This window comes from Sphingomonas morindae (assembly GCF_023822065.1).
GTDB lineage: Bacteria > Pseudomonadota > Alphaproteobacteria > Sphingomonadales > Sphingomonadaceae > Solisphingomonas > Solisphingomonas morindae.
This window is the reverse complement of record NZ_CP084930.1, coordinates 2,903,731-2,918,745: the sequence shown is the minus strand read 5'-3', so window position 1 is coordinate 2,918,745 and position 15,015 is coordinate 2,903,731. Positions and strand designations below refer to the sequence as shown.

Here is a 15,015-nt window from a genome sequence, read left to right as displayed (position 1 = left end):
CGGCCCTTTTGCGCCGCGCGCGCGGCTGAGCGGCGCCGCCATGCCCCGAATCACCGATGCCCGGGTGATCGTCACCTGCCCCGGCCGCAACTTCGTGACGCTCAAGATCGAGACCGACGCCGGCGTCCATGGCGTGGGCGACGCCACGCTCAACGGCCGCGAACTGGCGGTGGCGGCCTATCTCTCCGAGCACGTCGTGCCCTGCCTGATCGGCCGCGACGCGCACCGGATCGAGGATATCTGGCAGTTCCTCTACAAGGGTGCCTATTGGCGGCGCGGCCCGGTGACGATGAGCGCGATCGCCGCCGTCGACATGGCCCTGTGGGACATCAAGGGCAAGATCGCGGGCCTGCCGGTCTATCAGCTGCTCGGCGGCGCCAGCCGCGAGGCGGTGATGGTCTATGGCCATGCCAATGGCGTCGGCATCGACGACACCATCGCGGCGGCGCGCGGCTATATCGACCAAGGCTATAAGGCGGTGCGGCTGCAATGCGGCGTGCCGGGCATGGCGGGCACCTATGGCGTCTCCAAGCGGCGCGACCGCTACGAACCGGCGGACAGCGATCTGCCGACCGAGACGATCTGGTCCACCGAGAAATATCTGCGCATCGTGCCGCCGCTCTTCGCCGCCGCGCGCGAGGCGCTGGGCCCGGACGTGCATCTGCTCCACGATGTCCATCACCGCCTCACCCCGATCGAGGCGGCGCGGCTCGCCAAGGATCTCGAACCCTATCGGCCCTTCTGGATCGAGGACGCGACGCCGGCCGAAAATCAGGACGGCTTTCGCCTGATCCGCCAGCACAGTACCACGCCATTGGCGGTGGGCGAGGTGTTCAACGCGATCTGGGATGCCAAGACGCTGATCGAGAACCAGCTCATCGACTATATCCGGGCGACGGTCACCCATGCCGGCGGCCTCACCCATTTGCGTCGCATCGCCGCGCTCGCCGATCTCTATCAGGTCCGCACCGGCTGCCACGGCGCCACCGATCTCTCGCCGGTGGCGATGGCGGCGGCGCTGCATTTCGATCTCTCGGTGCCTAATTTCGGCATCCAGGAATATATGGCGCAGACGGACGAGACCGACCGCGTCTTCCCGCACGCCTATCGCTTCGAGGCGGGGCAGATGCACCCGGGCGAGGCGCCCGGCCTCGGCGTCGATATCGACGAGGCGCAGGCCGCCACCTATCCCTATAAACGTGCCTATCTGCCGGTCGCCCGGCTCGAGGACGGCACGCTGTGGAGCTGGTGACCCCGCCCCGCCCCGCCGGCCGGATCCGCTGGATCATCTGCGCGCTGATCTTCCTCGCCGTCGTGCTGAGCTATGTCGACCGGCTGGTGCTGTCGGTGCTCAAGCCCAGCCTGCAGGCCGAATATGGCTGGACCGAAAGCGGCTATGGCGATGTCGCCTTCTGGTTCCAGGCCGCCTATGGCATCGGCTTCCTGCTGTTCGGCCGGCTGATCGACCGCATCGGCGCGCGCGCCGGCTATGCGCTGGCGATGGCGGTTTGGACGCTGGGGCATCTCTGCCAGTCCTTCGTCACCTCCACCGCCGGCTTCGTGCTGGCGCGGCTGCCGCTCGCGCTTGGCGAGAGCGGCACCTATCCCGCCGCGCTCGCCGCCGCCTCGGAATGGTTTCCGCAGCGCGAGCGCGCGCTCGCCATCGGCATCTTCAACGCCGGCGCCAATGTCGGCGCGATCGTCACCCCGTTGCTGGTGCCGGCGATCGCGCTCGCGCTCGGCTGGCGCGCGGCCTTCTGGATCACCGGCGCGATCAACATCGTATGGCTGGTGGCGTGGCTCGGCTTCTATCGCCGGCCGCGCGCGCATCCCGCGATCGGCGCCGCCGAGATCGCCTATATCGAGAGCGATCCGCCGATCACGCAGCGCCCCATCCCCTATCTGCGCCTGTTCCGCCTCCGCCAGACCTGGGCCTATGTGCTGGGGCGTTTCCTGATCGATCCCGTCTGGTGGATGTTCCTGTTCTGGCTGCCGGACTTCCTCTCCAAACGCTATGGCGTGGATCTCAAGGGCTTTGGGCCGCCGCTGATCGCGGTCTATCTGCTCGCGGACATCGGATCGGTGCTGGGCGGGCTCGCCTCCTCGCGCATGCTGGCGCGCGGGGTGAGCCCCAACCGCGCCCGCAAGCGCGCCATGCTGGGCTGCGCGCTGCTGGTGGTGCCGGTGATGTTCGCGGTGCAGGCGCCCAATCTCTGGGTCGCGGTGGCGCTGATCGGCCTCGCCTGCGCCGGTCACCAGGGCTTTTCCTCCAACCTCTTCGCCATGCCGGCCGATCTCTTCCCGCGCTGGGCGCAGGGCTCGATCGTCGGGCTGGGCGGCTTCGCCGGCGCGGCGGGCGGCATGCTGATGGCGAAATATGCGGGCTGGGTGCTCGGCACCGTCAGCAGCTACACGCCGATCTTCGCCTTTTGCGGCATCGCCTATCTGCTGGCGCTGGCCATCTATCACCTCATCAATCCGGGCTATGTGCCCGCCGCCACCGAGGCACTGGTACGCGATCCGGCATGACCCACAGACTCCATCTCCATCCCGACCGTCTCTTCCCCGCCGAGCCGGGCACGCGCGCGATCGCGCGTCGCCTCCATGCGGAGGTGGCGGGGCTGCCCATCATCAGCCCGCATGGCCATACCGATCCGGCCTGGTTCGCCACCGATGCCGCCTTCGCCGATCCCGCGCAGCTGCTGATCGTGCCCGATCATTATGTGCTGCGGATGCTGGTGAGCCAGGGCGTGCCGCTCGACGCGCTGGGCGTGCCGAGCCGCGACGGCCAGCCGCATGAACGCGATCCGCGCGTGATCTGGCGGCGCTTCGCCGACCATTATGCGCTGTTCCAGGGCACGCCCTCGCGCCTCTGGCTGGACTATGTCTTCGCCGAGGTGTTCGGGCTGGAGGTGCGGCTGGAGGCAGCGACCGCCGATCTCTACTACGATCGCATCGCCGAGGCGCTCGCCACCCCCGCCTTCCGCCCGCGCGCGCTCTACGCGCGCTTCAACATCGAGGTGATCGCCACCACCGAGAGCCCGCTCGATCCGCTGAAGCACCACGCCGCAATTCGGGCGAGCGGCTGGGGCGGCCGCGTCGTGACCGCCTACCGGCCCGATCCGGTGGTGGATCCCGAGGCATCGGGCTTCGCCGCCAATGTTGAGCGCTTCTGCGCCAGCGCGGGCGAGGATCCGGCGCGCTGGCAGGGCTATCTCGCGGCGCACCGCTTCCACCGCGCCCGCTTCCGCGCCGCCGGCGCCACCTCCACCGATCACGGCCATCCGAGCGCGGCCACCGCCGATCTCGCCGCCGCCGAGGCCGAGGCGCTGTTCCACCGGGTGCGCGGCGACGGCGCGACACCGGCCGAAGCCGAGCTGTTCCGCGCGCAGATGCTGACCGAAATGGCGCGGATGAGCCTGGAGGACGGCATGGTGATGCAGCTCCACCCCGGCGTGCACCGCAACCATGCGCCCGCCATCTTCGCCCGCCACGGCCGCGACAAGGGCGCGGACATTCCGGTGGCCAGCGAATTCGTCCACGCGCTCAAACCGCTGCTCGACGCGCACGGCCATGATCCGCGGCTGACGCTGATCCTCTTCACGCTGGACGAGGATGTGTACAGCCGTGAGCTGGCGCCGCTCGCCGGCCATTATCCGGCGCTCAAGCTGGGGCCGCCCTGGTGGTTCCACGACAGCCCCGAAGGCATGCGCCGCTTCCGCGAGCGCGTGACCGAGACGGCCGGCTTCTACAACACGGTCGGCTTCAACGACGATACGCGCGCCTTCCTGTCCATTCCGGCGCGCCACGATGTCGCGCGGCGGATGGATTGCGGCTTCCTCGCCCGCCTTGTCGCCGAGCATCGGCTCGACGAGGACGAGGCGGCGGCGCTGGCGCATGATCTCGCCTATCGGCTGGCCAAGGAGGCGTACAAGCTGTGAGACTAGCGGACGCGACGCTGGCGGCGCTGCCCGCCGAGATCGCCCGGCCGGGCTATGACCGCGCCGCCATGCGCACGGGCGTGGTGCATCTCGGCATCGGCGCCTTTCACCGCGCGCACCAGGCGGCGGTGTTCGAGGCGGCGCTCGCGGGGGGCGATCCGCGCTGGGCGATCACCGGCGTATCGCTGCGCGCCGCCGGCGTGCGCGACCAGCTCGCGCCGCAGGACGGGCTCTACACGCTGATCGAGCGCGAGGGCGCGACGGCGCGGGCGCGGGTGATCGGCGCGGTGCGGCAGGTGCTGGTGGCGCCCGAGGCGCCGCAGGCGGTGGTGGCGGCGCTGGCGGCGGCGGACACGCGGATCGTCACGCTCACCATCACCGAGAAGGGCTATGCGGCCGCCGGGGACAGCCTGTCCGCGCCCGTCAGCGCCGCCGCCTATCTCGCCGCCGGGCTCGCCGCGCGCCGCGCCGCCGGGCTGGCGCCGCTGACGGTGATCTCGTGCGACAATCTGCCCGACAACGGCGCGCGGCTCGCGGCCGAGGTGCGGGCCGTCGCCGAGCGGCACGATCCCGCGCTCGCCCGCTGGATCGAGGCGGAGATCGCCTTCCCCCAGACGATGGTGGACCGCATCGTGCCGGCCACCGACGCGGCGGACATCGCCGGCTTCGAGGCGCGCGCCGGCGTCACCGATCTCGGCCTCGTCAAGACCGAGCCCTTCCTGCAATGGGTGGTGGAGGATCGCTTCAGCGGCCCGCGCCCCGATCTCGCCGCGCTCGGCGTGCAGCTGACCGAGACGGTCGGCCCCTGGGAGGACGCCAAGCTCCGGCTGCTCAACGGCGCGCATTCCGCCATCGCCTATCTGGGTGGGCTCGCGGGGATCGCCACCGTTGACCAGGTCGTCGCCCTGCCCGAGGCGCGCCGCTTCGTCGAGCGGCTGTGGGACGAGGCCGGCGCGACGCTGACGCCGCCGCCCGGGCTCGACCTTCATGCCTATCGCGCCGCGTTGATGGCGCGCTTCGCCAACGCCGCGCTTGCCCATGGCACGCGCCAGATCGCGATGGACGGATCGCAGAAGCTGCCGCAACGCCTGCTGGCATCGATCGGCTGGCGGATCGCGCGCGATCTGCCGATCCCGGCGCTGGCGCTCGCCGTGGCGGCCTGGATGCGCTGGCAGGGCGGCCGCGACGATCAGGGCGCGGCCTTCGTGGTCGACGATCCGCGCGCGGCCGATACCGCCGCCGCGCTGCGCGACGCCGGCTCGGCCGAGGCGCGCGTGCGGGCGCTCGCCGCGCTGCCGGGGATCGTGCCGCCCGCGCTGGCTAGCGACCCGCGCTTCATCGGCCCGGTGGCCGCCGCGCTGGAGCGGCTGGAGCGCGGCGGCGCCCGCGCCGCGCTGGCCGAGACGGCGACCGAGGACGCCGCATGATCCGCCGCCGCCGCGCCGCCGCCTGCGCCGCGCTCGCCGCGCTTCTCGCGGCGGCGGCCCCCGCCCGCGCCGAGCCGCCGCGCCTCGTCCACAGCGACGCCGGCTGGCAGCTGCGCGTGGCCGGCAAGCCGATGCTGATCCTGGGCGGCGAGCTGGGCAATTCCTCCGCCTCGAGCGCCGCCTATATGGCGCCGCACTGGGCGAAGCTGCGCGCCATGCACCTCAACACCGTGCTCGCGCCGGTCTCGTGGGAGCTGATCGAGCCGGCGCCGGGCCGTTTCGACTGGCGATCGGTGGATGCGCTGCTCGCATCGGCGCGGGCCGAGCATCTTCACCTCGTGCTGCTCTGGTTCGGCGCGTGGAAGAACAGCATGTCGAGCTATGTGCCGGCCTGGGTGAAGCGCGATCAGGCGCAATTCCCGCGCGTCACCCTGCCCGATGGTCAGGGCGCCGAGATATTGTCGGCCTTCGCGCCGGCCAACCGCGCCGCCGACGCGCGCGCCTTCGCCGCGCTGATGGCGCATCTCAAGGCGGTCGATGGCGGACGCGACACGGTGCTGATGGTGCAGGTGGAAAACGAGATCGGCATGCTGCCGACCGCGCGCGATCACGGTCCGGCGGCGGAGGCGGCCTGGCACGCGCCCGTGCCCGCCGCGCTGACCGCCTATCTCGTCCGCCATCGCGCCACGCTCGCGCCCGAGCTGAAGCGCTTGTGGGAGGCCGAGGGCGCGCGCACCAGCGGCGATTGGACGAGCCTGTTCGGCCACGGCGCGGCGGCGGCGGAAATCTTCACCGCCTGGCATTATGCGCGCTATGCCGATGCGATCGCGGCGGCGGGCAAGGCCGAATATGCCCTGCCCCTGTATGTCAACGCGGCGCTCAACCGCACCGGCAAGGCGCCGGGCGACTATCCCGCCGGCGGCCCCATTCCGCATCTGATCGACATCTGGAAAGCGGGCGCGCCGACGCTCGATATGCTGGCGCCCGACATCTATTTTCCCAATTTCAGCGATCTTGCCGGGCGCTTCGCGCGGCCGGACAATGCGCTGTTCATCCCCGAGGCGAACAATGCCGGCGCCCCCGAGGGGCCGGCCAACGCCTTCTACGCCTTCGGCCAGCTCGGCGCGATCGGCTTCAGCCCCTTTTCGATCGAATCGATCGACGCCAAGCCCGGCGCGATCGCGGACAGCTATGCCGTGCTCAGCCAGATCGCGCCGACGCTGCTCGCCGCGGGACCGGGCGCGCGCGCCGGCTTCCGGCCCCGCGTGCTGGAGGACGGCACCGTTTTGGATCAGCCGCAACAGGCGGAGATCAACGGCTATCGCTTCACCGTCTCGTTCGTCGACCCGTGGACGCCGCGCGCCGAGCAGACCATCGCCGCGCATGGCGGGCTGATCGTGGCGACGGGGCCCGACAGTGTTCTGATCGCGGGCACGGGCATCACCGTCACCGCCGAGCCGATCGGGCCGGGCGATCCGCTCGCGGGGATCGAAAGCGCCTGGGAAGGCACGTTCGATGCCGATGGCCGCTGGCAGCCGGGGCGGCTGCTCAATGGCGATCAGACGCACCAGGGCCGCCATATCCGGTTGCCGCTCGATACCGTCTCGATCCAGCAGGTGCGCTACTATCGCTACCGCTGAACAGATTTCCCGTTACCGCTAAATCATCGCGCTTGACTTCGGAAACGAACGCCGTAGACATAGTCCTGTTAGCGCTATCAAAATGAGGCGCCGGATATCATCCGATAACAGCCCGCGACCAAGCGGGCGTGACCAGGAGGGGTAGATGAACGCTTTCTCGCATCCGAAATCCGTGCGCGCCTGTCTGCTGGCGGCCTCCGGGCTGGCCGCCTTTAGCCTTGCCGGCCTTGCCCATGCCCAGGCGCCCCAGATCCCGCCCGTCGCCAACCCGGCCAGCGATCCGGCGGCGCGTCCTTCGGATCCGGTCGATCCGGCGGCGAGCGGCGTCACCTCCAGCAATCCCTTCAGCCCCGATAATGGCGCCCCGGCCAGCGCGCCTGCCAATGCGGTGGCGACCCAGGCGGCGCCCGGCGGCGGCAATGAGATCGTCGTCACCGGCATCCGCAAGAGCCTGCAGAGCGCTACCAACGCCAAGCGCGCGGCGGTGGGCTTCACCGATTCGATCTTCGCCGAGGATATCGGCAAGCTGCCCGCCACCAACCTGGCCGAGACGCTGAACCGCATCCCCGGCGTGAAGCTCGCCCGCGACATCAATGGCGAAGGCGTGCAGGTCTCGATCCGGGGGCTGGGCCCCAGCTTCTCCAAGGTGCTGCTCAACAACACGCAGATCGCCATCGCGTCGGACGGCGGCACCACCGGCTTCGGCGGCGGCAATCGCGAAGTCGATCTCGATCTCTTCCCGTCCGAGCTGTTCACGCGCCTCGACGTGCTGAAGAGCCCGGTCGCCTCCACGCTGGAAGGCGGCATCGCGGGCACGGTCAATCTCCGCAACGCGCGGCCCTTCGACACGCCCGGCACGCACGTCACCGTGGTCGGCCAGGCGCAATATTCGGACAGCAACGGCAAGGCCGGCCCGCGCGGCGCGATCGTCGCCAGCCACACCTTCGGCGATACGTTCGGCGTGCTCGTCGGCGTTGCCGGGCTGCAGCAGAAGTCGCGGATCGACGGCTTCGAGACGGTGGGCTGGACCGACGGCAACATCCCCACCGGCGTCGCCGGCCGCGCCGATGCCGGCGGCAACGGCTTCATCTATGCGCCCACCGTGCCGGCCAATACCGGCTTCGGCCTGGTGCCGGGCGCTCCGGTGGATCTCGCCGCCACCTCGGGCGTGCCGCTCGACGTGCTGCGCACCGCGCTGATCCCGCGCCTTGCCCGCAACAGCCTGACCACCGGCACGCGCTCGCGCATCTCCACGCTGCTCGCGCTGGAATGGCGGCCGAGCGACCGGCTGCACTTCGCCTTCGATGGCCTCTACGCCTATTCCAAGCGCGATTTCACCCGGCTCAACATGAACTGGTATGTGCGCAACTCGGCGCCGGGCACCTCGCCCACCTCGACCGGCGGCATGGTGCCGATCGACCTGACCGTCGATCCCAACGGCGTCGTCACCAACGGCACCTTCGCCAATTCGAGCTTCTTCCTCGAGGCGGACGTGTTCAACCAGACGACCAAGTTCTGGAACGTCAATCCCAGCATGACGTGGCAGCCCACCGACACGCTGAAGATCGACGCGCAGGTGAATTATGGGCGCAGCACCTTCTTCCGCGAACAGCCGCAATTCGACTTCCAGACGCCGCCGCAATCGGGCCTCAACGTCTTCTTCGACAACACCAACGGCAACCCGCAGCCGGTGATCACCACCAACCGCGATCTCGGCGATCCCAATCTCGGCTGGCGCTGGTATCGCGTCAACGTCCAGAATGTGGAGCGCAAGACCAACACCAAGGGCGCGCATTTCGACGTGACCTGGGGCAGCAAGGATGTGAACCTCAAGGCGGGCGCCGCCTATGACGAGGCCTTCCGCTCGATCCAGGCCTTCGACAATTCGGTCGCCTTCCAGACCGCCGTGTGCGGCGCGACCTGCGACGGCACCACCGGATCGGTGCCCAACAGCCAGGTGAGCCAATATCTCCAGCGGCTGAGCATCACCGATTTTGGCCATCTCGCCAATGGGCCGGTGGGCTATACCAGCTTCATCCAGCCCGATCTCTCGGCGCTCGAACAGGCCACCAACTATGCCAGCTTCCGCGACAACGCGCCCGTGACGAGCGGCGCGGTCACGGGCGGCGCGGTCGGCAATATCCGCGAAAAGACCTTTGGCGGCTATGTCGAGCTGAACGGGCTGACGCAGATCCTCGATCGCGATCTGCGTATCAATGTGGGCGTGCGCTACTTCCACACCGACCAGTTCGTGGAAGGGCCGATCCAGGTCGGCAACACCTTCTCCACGCTCAGCCAGAAGGCGAGCTACAATGACTGGCTGCCCTCCTTCAACCTCACCTACGACGTGACGCGGCGGCTCAAGCTGCGCGCCTCGGCCTCGCGCGCGGTGACGCGCGCCGATGCCGGCTCGCTGCTGCCGGGGCTGACCTTCTCCGATACCTCGGCGCAGGTGGCGACGCGCGGCAATCCCAATCTCAAGCCCTACACGTCGAACAATATCGATCTCGGCGGCGAATATTACACGGGCGGCATCGGCTATGTCGGCGTCAGCTATTTCCGCAAGGACATCGACGGCTTCACCGCGATCCAGCAGAGCACCGTGCCGTTCAACAGCCTCGGCATCGACTTCAACACGCTCCAGACCACGCAGCGCGACGCGATCAACTCGCGCGGCGGCCCGGATGCGGCGCTGATCTTCGTCAACCAGCCGGTCAACCTCCAGAAGCTGCTGGTCCGCGGCGTCGAGGTCACCTGGGTGCAGCCGCTCGATTTCCTGGTGAAGGGGCTGGGCTTCTCAGCCAATGGCACGCGCATCACGCAAAGCTCGAGCGACGGGCTGTTCGCCCCCGGCATCGCGCCGTGGAGCTACAATATTCAGGGCTTCTACGAGAATCACGGCATCTCGATCAGCCTGAACTATGTGTGGAACGACAAGAATGTCTCGGCCAACGGGCCGCAGAACAACGTCAATGTTCCGCTCGTGTCCGATGCGCGGGGCCAGCTGGATCTTTCCGCCGGCTATCAGCTGCCCTGGCTCAACAAGGCGTTCCGCCTCACCTTCGATGCGCTGAACCTCACCAACCAGCCGATCCGCACCTATTTCGGCTATTCCAACGCGGCCTACAGCACCTATTATCCCGGCCGCCAGTTCCTGATGGGTGTGCGAGCCAAGTTCTGATGTCCTTCCTCTCCCCCTCCTCCCCCCTGATGGCCGGCTTCCTCGCGAAGCCGGCCATGTTTTTTGCGGCGCTGGTTGCGCTCACACCCGCGGTCGCGCGGCCCGTCTGCGGCGATGGCTGGCATGCCGCCTGGACTTCGGCGCAGATGGTGCCCAAGCCGGAGGACACGCCGCCCACCGCCGCGCTCGCCGATGCCACGCTGCGGCAGACGGTGACGCTCAGCGCCGGTGGCCCGCGCCAGCGGCTGCGTTTCTCGAACGCCTTCGGCACCACGCCGCTGCGGATCGATCATGTCACGCTGGCCCTGGCGCAGGGCGTGGGCGCGGCTTCGCTCGCCGGCCCCGCCCTGCCGGTGCGCTTCGCGGGGGCGGCGGCGGTGGAGATCCCGGCCGGGGTCGATTATCTGTCCGATCCGGTCGCGCTGCCCGCCCGGCGCGGCACGGTGCTGGCGGTGAGCCTTCACCTCGCCGCCGCGCCGGCGCCCGTCACCGGCCATCCCGGCGCGCGCACCACAAGCTGGCTCGCGCCGGGCGCGCAGAGCGCCGCCGCCATGCTGACCGGCGCGCGCGGGCTCGACCATTGGTATTGGCTCTCCGGGGTCGAGAGCGCGGGCTGCGGCCCGGTGCTGGTGGCGCTGGGCGATTCCATCACCGACGGCCATGGCGCGATCACCAATGGCGATACGCGCTGGACCGACTATCTGGCGCGGCGCCTGCCGCCGGCGCGGGGCCTCGCCAACCAGGGCATCGGCGGCAACCGCGTGCTGGACGACGGGCTCGGCCCGAGCGCGCTGGCCCGGTTCGATCGCGATGTCCTCGCCACGACCGGCGCCGATGCGGTGATCCTGCTCGAGGGGATCAACGATCTCGGCACCTTCGCGCGGACGCATGTGCGCGATCCCGCCGCCCATGCCGCGCTGGTGGCGCGGCTGACCGCCGGCTACGCGCAGCTGGTGGCGCGCGCCCATGCCAAGGGGCTGCGCCTCTACGGCGCCACCATCATGCCCTTCACCGGGTCCGACTATTATGCTCCCACGCCGCAGGACGAGGCGGACCGCGTGGCGGTGAACCAGTGGCTGCGCGCGCCCGGGCACACCGACGGCGTGATCGATTTCGATCGCGCGACGCGCGACCCCGCGCATCCCGAGCGGCTCCTGCCCGGCTTCGACAGCGGCGATCATCTCCACCCCTCGCCCGCCGGCTATCGCGCCATGGCCGAGGCGGTACCGCTGGCGCTGGTGGCGCCCGAGGCTTCGCCGCGTTAGCCCGCGCGCGCCGGACCGGGCGCGGCGGTGCTGTCCCGCTCGACCAACGCGAAGTCGAGCAGCGCGTGGTGATCGCCGGCGGCGCGGTCGATCAGCAGGTCGACGGCGGCGGCGCCCATTTCGGCGGTGGGCTGGCGGATCGTGGTGAGCGCCGGCCAGGCGATGCGCGCGGTCGGCCCATCGTCGAAGCCGGCGACGGAGAGCTGCTCCGGCACCGCCAGGCCGCGCCGCAGGGCCGCCACCAGCACGCCCAGGGCCATGTCGTCATTGGCGGCGAAGATGGCGCTGGGCGGCGCGCGCCGGCCGAGCAGCGCCTCGCCTGCGGCCAGCCCGGCGCGGAAGGTGAAGTCGCCCGGCTTGATCGCGCGGGCCGACAGCCCCGCCGCCGTCATCGCCGCGACAAAGCCGCTGCGACGGCGCGCGGCGCTGGCGTGGACGGGATCGCCGGCGACGAAGGCGATCGCGCGATGGCCGAGCGCGATAAGGTGGCGCACCATCTCGGCGGCGGCGGCCTCCTCGTCGATCCCGAGCGACGGCGCCGCGCGCGCGCCCGGCGCCGCCGGCGACACGCGCACATAGGGCAGGCCCAGCCGCTCCACCGCGTCGAGAAGCTCGGGCATGTCGCACAGGGGCGGCGGCAGGATCACGCCATCCAGGCGCAGCGCGGCGGCGGTATCGGCCAGCTCCTCCACGAAGCGCGGCTGCTGCGCGTCCAGCCGCTCCACCAGCAGATGGTAGCTGCGCGCGCGGCACTGCGCCATCGCACCCTGCTGCATGGCGATGGCGTAGCCCGAACTCGGATCGTCGAACAGCATAGCGAGCAGATAGGAGCGCGCGCTCGAGAGGCTGCGGGCATGGGCATTGGGACGATAGCCGAGTTCGGCCACCACCCGCTCCACCTGCTCGCGCAACGCGGCCCGGACATGGGGCTCGCCATTGATGACGCGCGACACCGTCTTGGCGGATACCCCGACCCGCTCGGCGACATCCTTGATCGTTACGATCGCCATCCGGCTCCCTGGCGTGCAAAGGCGAAGATAAGGGCGTAGCACAGCCCCGGCACAAGCAGCGCCGCCGGCACCGACAATGTATCGGCCACCGCGCCCGCCGCCACCGGCACCAGCGCCCCGCCGACCACCGCCATGCACAGCAGCATCGATGCGATCGGCATCTCGCCTTCTCGCTCGGGCATGGCAAGCGCGAAAATCGTCGGGAACATGATCGCGTTGGCAAGCCCGAGCGCGAGCAGCGCGGCGCTCCCCGCCAGCCCCGTGGCGAGGCCCGCGACAAGGATCAGCAGGAGCGCCAGCGCGGCCGCGCCGGCGAGCAGCCGCGCCGCCGGGATGCGCCGCAGCAGCACGACGCCCGCGAACCGCCCCGCCATGGCGCCCGCCCAATAGAGGCTCACCAGCCGCCCGGCGGCGATCGCGTCGACGCCCAGCCGATCGGGCCGCGTGAGATAGGCGACCGCGAAGGCGGCGATGCTCACCTCCGCCCCGACATAGGCGAAGATGGCGGTGGCGCCGAACATCAGCCGGGGCGAGCGCGTCATCAGCCCGGCGACGGCGCCGAGGCTGGGGTGCAGATCGTCGCCGCGCGGCGGCAAGGATCGGGCGCGCAGCGCAAAGCCGGCGCCGAGCAGCGCGAAGAGCACAGCGCCCGCCAGGAATGGCGGCGCCGCGCCGCCCGGCGCCCCCGGATCGAGCAGGAAGCGGCTGGCGAGCAGCGGGCCGAGCACGGTGCCGAGCGAGTTGAACGCCTGGAGCAGCGTGAAACGGCGCGTCGCGCCGGCGCCCATCGTCGCCATCACGCCATTGCCGGTGATCTGCAGCAGGGTCACCCCGCTCGACACCAGCAGCAGCGCGAGGAACAGCATGGCGGACACGCGCTCGAGCAGCGCGAGCGCGAGCAGCGCGCAGCCGATCGCCATCACCGCGAGGCCGCCCGCCATCGCCCGCCCCGCGCCCCAGCGCACCAGCAGCGCCGCCGCCGGCAGGGCGAAGAGCAGATAGCTGGCATAATAAGCGAGCTGCGCCGAGGCGGCCTCGGTAAGCCCCAGCCCGGCCAAGGTGCTGAGCCGGGGGACGAGCAGCGCGACGGTGGCGTTGAGCAGGCCGCCACCCAGAAACACGCCGAGCATCAGCGCGAACAGGCCTCGATCCGGCGCCCTTCCGGGCGGCTGCGCAGTTTCCATCACGCAGCGCAGCTTAAAGCCCTTCGGCGCGGGCACAAGCGCGTGCCACGCGGCCTCTCTACCAGAGTATGCCCTGCTCCGCCGCCAGCGGCTTGGGCGCGGCCTCGCCGATCGCTTGGAGCAGATCGATCTCGATCGTCCGGCACATGGCCGAGAGCGGGACATCGTGCACGGTGTTGCCGAACGGATCGGTGAGATCGTCGCCGATGCGCAGCGCCGCCAGGAACATCAGCCCCGCCACGCCCGATCCGATCGGCGTCGCCACGCCTAGCGCCTCGACCAGGCCGATCGGCAGCAGCACGCAGAAGAGCCGCGTGAAGAAGGTGGGGAAGCTGCGATATTGCGACGGCAGCGGCGTGTTCTTGAGCCGCTCCATGCCGCCCTGGGCATTGGCGATATCCACCAGCACGGCCTCCATGCGCGTCTGCTGGATGGTATCGATCAGCCCCGCCCGCCGCGCCTCCGCGATGCGGCGCGCGGTGCCGTCGAGCAGGCCGTTGGCGACATTGGTGCGATCGAGCGCGTCGCCGATCTCCGCCGCGTCGAGCAGCCGATGCACTTCGGGCGCGGGATCCTGCCGGCGCAGCTGGCAGCGCAACGCCTGCACATAGGCGATCTGACGCCGCACGATGATGGTGCGCAGCCGCGCCGCATCGCCGCCTTCGCCCTCGATAAAGGCGATCGAGGCGCGCGCGATGCTGCGCGAGGCGTTGATCATCGCGCCCCACAGGGTGCGGCCCTCCCACCAGCGCTGATAGGCCGAATTGGAGCGGAAGCCGATGAACAGCGCGAGCGCGGTGCCGAACAGGGTGAGCGGCAGCGACGGCGCCTTGAACGGCGACGTGAAGTAGAAGACGGTGACGGCGACATCCCAGAGGAACAGCGCCGATAGCACGCGCCAGACCTCGTAGAAGGTCTGCCGGACCCGTGGCGCCCGACCGATGATCATGCCGCTTTCCCCCTCGCCTCACTGGCGCGCCGTTCAGCGCCCGTCCGCATCCATCCCGACCCAGGCGCGCCGCAGCCCAAGGCAGCCGACCAGGATCGCCAGCTTGGCCGCCATATCCTCCATCGCCGAGGTACGGTCGACAAAAAGGTAGAGCAGCGCCGCGAAGGTCAGCAGAGCCGCGCCGTAGAGCGGCAGCGCCTCAACATCGTTCCACGCAATTCGATCCTCGCGCACGGTCAGGTCGCGCTTCATTGTGCCTCCTCCTCAAGCGGGTCCGTGGCGGCCGCGCTTCGCAGCCGCAGCAGAACCTAGGTGGGGCAAAAGCCCGGTCAAGCCGCCGGGACGCATCGAAAAACCCTTATAACATAGCGGCAAAAGCCAGCAACATGGAGCAAGCGACAAGACAGGCACGGCACGC

At 70.2% G+C, this 15,015-nt stretch carries 11 protein-coding genes; 7 read left to right on the top strand and 4 right to left on the bottom strand.

The window, feature by feature from the left end; genetic code table 11:
• Positions 1–40: 40 nt before the first annotated feature.
• From manD to LHA26_RS14205, 7 genes are all read left to right on the top strand, one after another.
• Complete coding sequence (gene manD, locus LHA26_RS14235) at positions 41–1,252, top strand: D-mannonate dehydratase ManD (protein ID WP_252166250.1); 1,212 nt, start codon at positions 41–43, stop codon at positions 1,250–1,252.
• On the top strand, positions 1,246–2,529 hold the full coding sequence (locus LHA26_RS14230; protein ID WP_252168401.1) for an MFS transporter: 1,284 nt from the start codon (positions 1,246–1,248) through the stop codon (positions 2,527–2,529). Before manD ends, LHA26_RS14230 begins: the two co-directional genes overlap by 7 nt.
• Positions 2,526–3,941 (top strand): glucuronate isomerase, encoded by a 1,416-nt coding sequence (gene uxaC, locus LHA26_RS14225; protein WP_252166249.1) that lies wholly within the window; start codon positions 2,526–2,528, stop codon positions 3,939–3,941. The genes LHA26_RS14230 and uxaC overlap by 4 nt, the downstream gene beginning before the upstream one ends.
• Positions 3,938–5,368: a mannitol dehydrogenase family protein gene (locus tag LHA26_RS14220; RefSeq protein WP_252166248.1), complete on the top strand. Its 1,431-nt coding sequence runs from the start codon at positions 3,938–3,940 to the stop codon at positions 5,366–5,368. Before uxaC ends, LHA26_RS14220 begins: the two co-directional genes overlap by 4 nt.
• A complete protein-coding gene (locus tag LHA26_RS14215) occupies positions 5,365–7,008 on the top strand; it encodes a GH35 family beta-galactosidase (protein WP_252166247.1) in 1,644 nt (547 codons plus the stop codon). The genes LHA26_RS14220 and LHA26_RS14215 overlap by 4 nt, the downstream gene beginning before the upstream one ends.
• Before the next feature lie 145 nt (positions 7,009–7,153).
• On the top strand, positions 7,154–10,189 hold the full coding sequence (locus LHA26_RS14210) for a TonB-dependent receptor (RefSeq protein WP_252166246.1): 3,036 nt from the start codon (positions 7,154–7,156) through the stop codon (positions 10,187–10,189).
• A gap of 56 nt (positions 10,190–10,245) precedes the next feature.
• On the top strand, positions 10,246–11,454 hold the full coding sequence (locus tag LHA26_RS14205; protein WP_252166245.1) for an SGNH/GDSL hydrolase family protein: 1,209 nt from the start codon (positions 10,246–10,248) through the stop codon (positions 11,452–11,454).
• On the opposite strand, the gene LHA26_RS14200 is transcribed toward LHA26_RS14205, so the two are convergent.
• From LHA26_RS14200 to LHA26_RS14185, 4 genes are read right to left on the bottom strand one after another with little or no spacing between them, the layout of a single operon-like run.
• On the bottom strand, positions 11,451–12,464 hold the full coding sequence (locus LHA26_RS14200; protein WP_252166244.1) for a LacI family DNA-binding transcriptional regulator: 1,014 nt from the start codon (positions 12,462–12,464) through the stop codon (positions 11,451–11,453). The genes LHA26_RS14205 and LHA26_RS14200 overlap by 4 nt on opposite strands.
• Positions 12,452–13,648: an MFS transporter gene (locus tag LHA26_RS14195; RefSeq protein WP_252168400.1), complete on the bottom strand. Its 1,197-nt coding sequence runs from the start codon at positions 13,646–13,648 to the stop codon at positions 12,452–12,454. The genes LHA26_RS14200 and LHA26_RS14195 overlap by 13 nt, the downstream gene beginning before the upstream one ends.
• A 58-nt stretch (positions 13,649–13,706) precedes the next feature.
• Complete coding sequence (locus LHA26_RS14190) at positions 13,707–14,597, bottom strand: bestrophin family protein (protein ID WP_252166243.1); 891 nt, start codon at positions 14,595–14,597, stop codon at positions 13,707–13,709.
• Between the two features lie 33 nt (positions 14,598–14,630).
• Positions 14,631–14,849, bottom strand: a complete 219-nt coding sequence (locus LHA26_RS14185; RefSeq protein ID WP_252166242.1) for a hypothetical protein — start codon at positions 14,847–14,849, stop codon at positions 14,631–14,633.
• Between the last annotated feature and the right edge of the window lie 166 nt (positions 14,850–15,015).

Excerpts from the sequence above, each read along its gene's own strand:
- manD (WP_252166250.1), top strand. The coding sequence starts at position 41 with ATGCCCCGAATCACCGATGCCCGGGTGATCGTCACCTGCCCCGGCCGC.
- uxaC (WP_252166249.1), top strand. The coding sequence starts at position 2,526 with ATGACCCACAGACTCCATCTCCATCCCGACCGTCTCTTCCCCGCCGAG.
- LHA26_RS14215 (WP_252166247.1), top strand. The coding sequence starts at position 5,365 with ATGATCCGCCGCCGCCGCGCCGCCGCCTGCGCCGCGCTCGCCGCGCTT.
- LHA26_RS14210 (WP_252166246.1), top strand. The coding sequence starts at position 7,154 with ATGAACGCTTTCTCGCATCCGAAATCCGTGCGCGCCTGTCTGCTGGCG.
- LHA26_RS14205 (WP_252166245.1), top strand. The coding sequence starts at position 10,246 with ATGTTTTTTGCGGCGCTGGTTGCGCTCACACCCGCGGTCGCGCGGCCC.
- LHA26_RS14200 (WP_252166244.1), bottom strand. The coding sequence starts at position 12,464 with ATGGCGATCGTAACGATCAAGGATGTCGCCGAGCGGGTCGGGGTATCC.
- LHA26_RS14195 (WP_252168400.1), bottom strand. The coding sequence starts at position 13,648 with ATGGAAACTGCGCAGCCGCCCGGAAGGGCGCCGGATCGAGGCCTGTTC.
- LHA26_RS14190 (WP_252166243.1), bottom strand. The coding sequence starts at position 14,597 with ATGATCATCGGTCGGGCGCCACGGGTCCGGCAGACCTTCTACGAGGTC.
- LHA26_RS14185 (WP_252166242.1), bottom strand. The coding sequence starts at position 14,849 with ATGAAGCGCGACCTGACCGTGCGCGAGGATCGAATTGCGTGGAACGAT.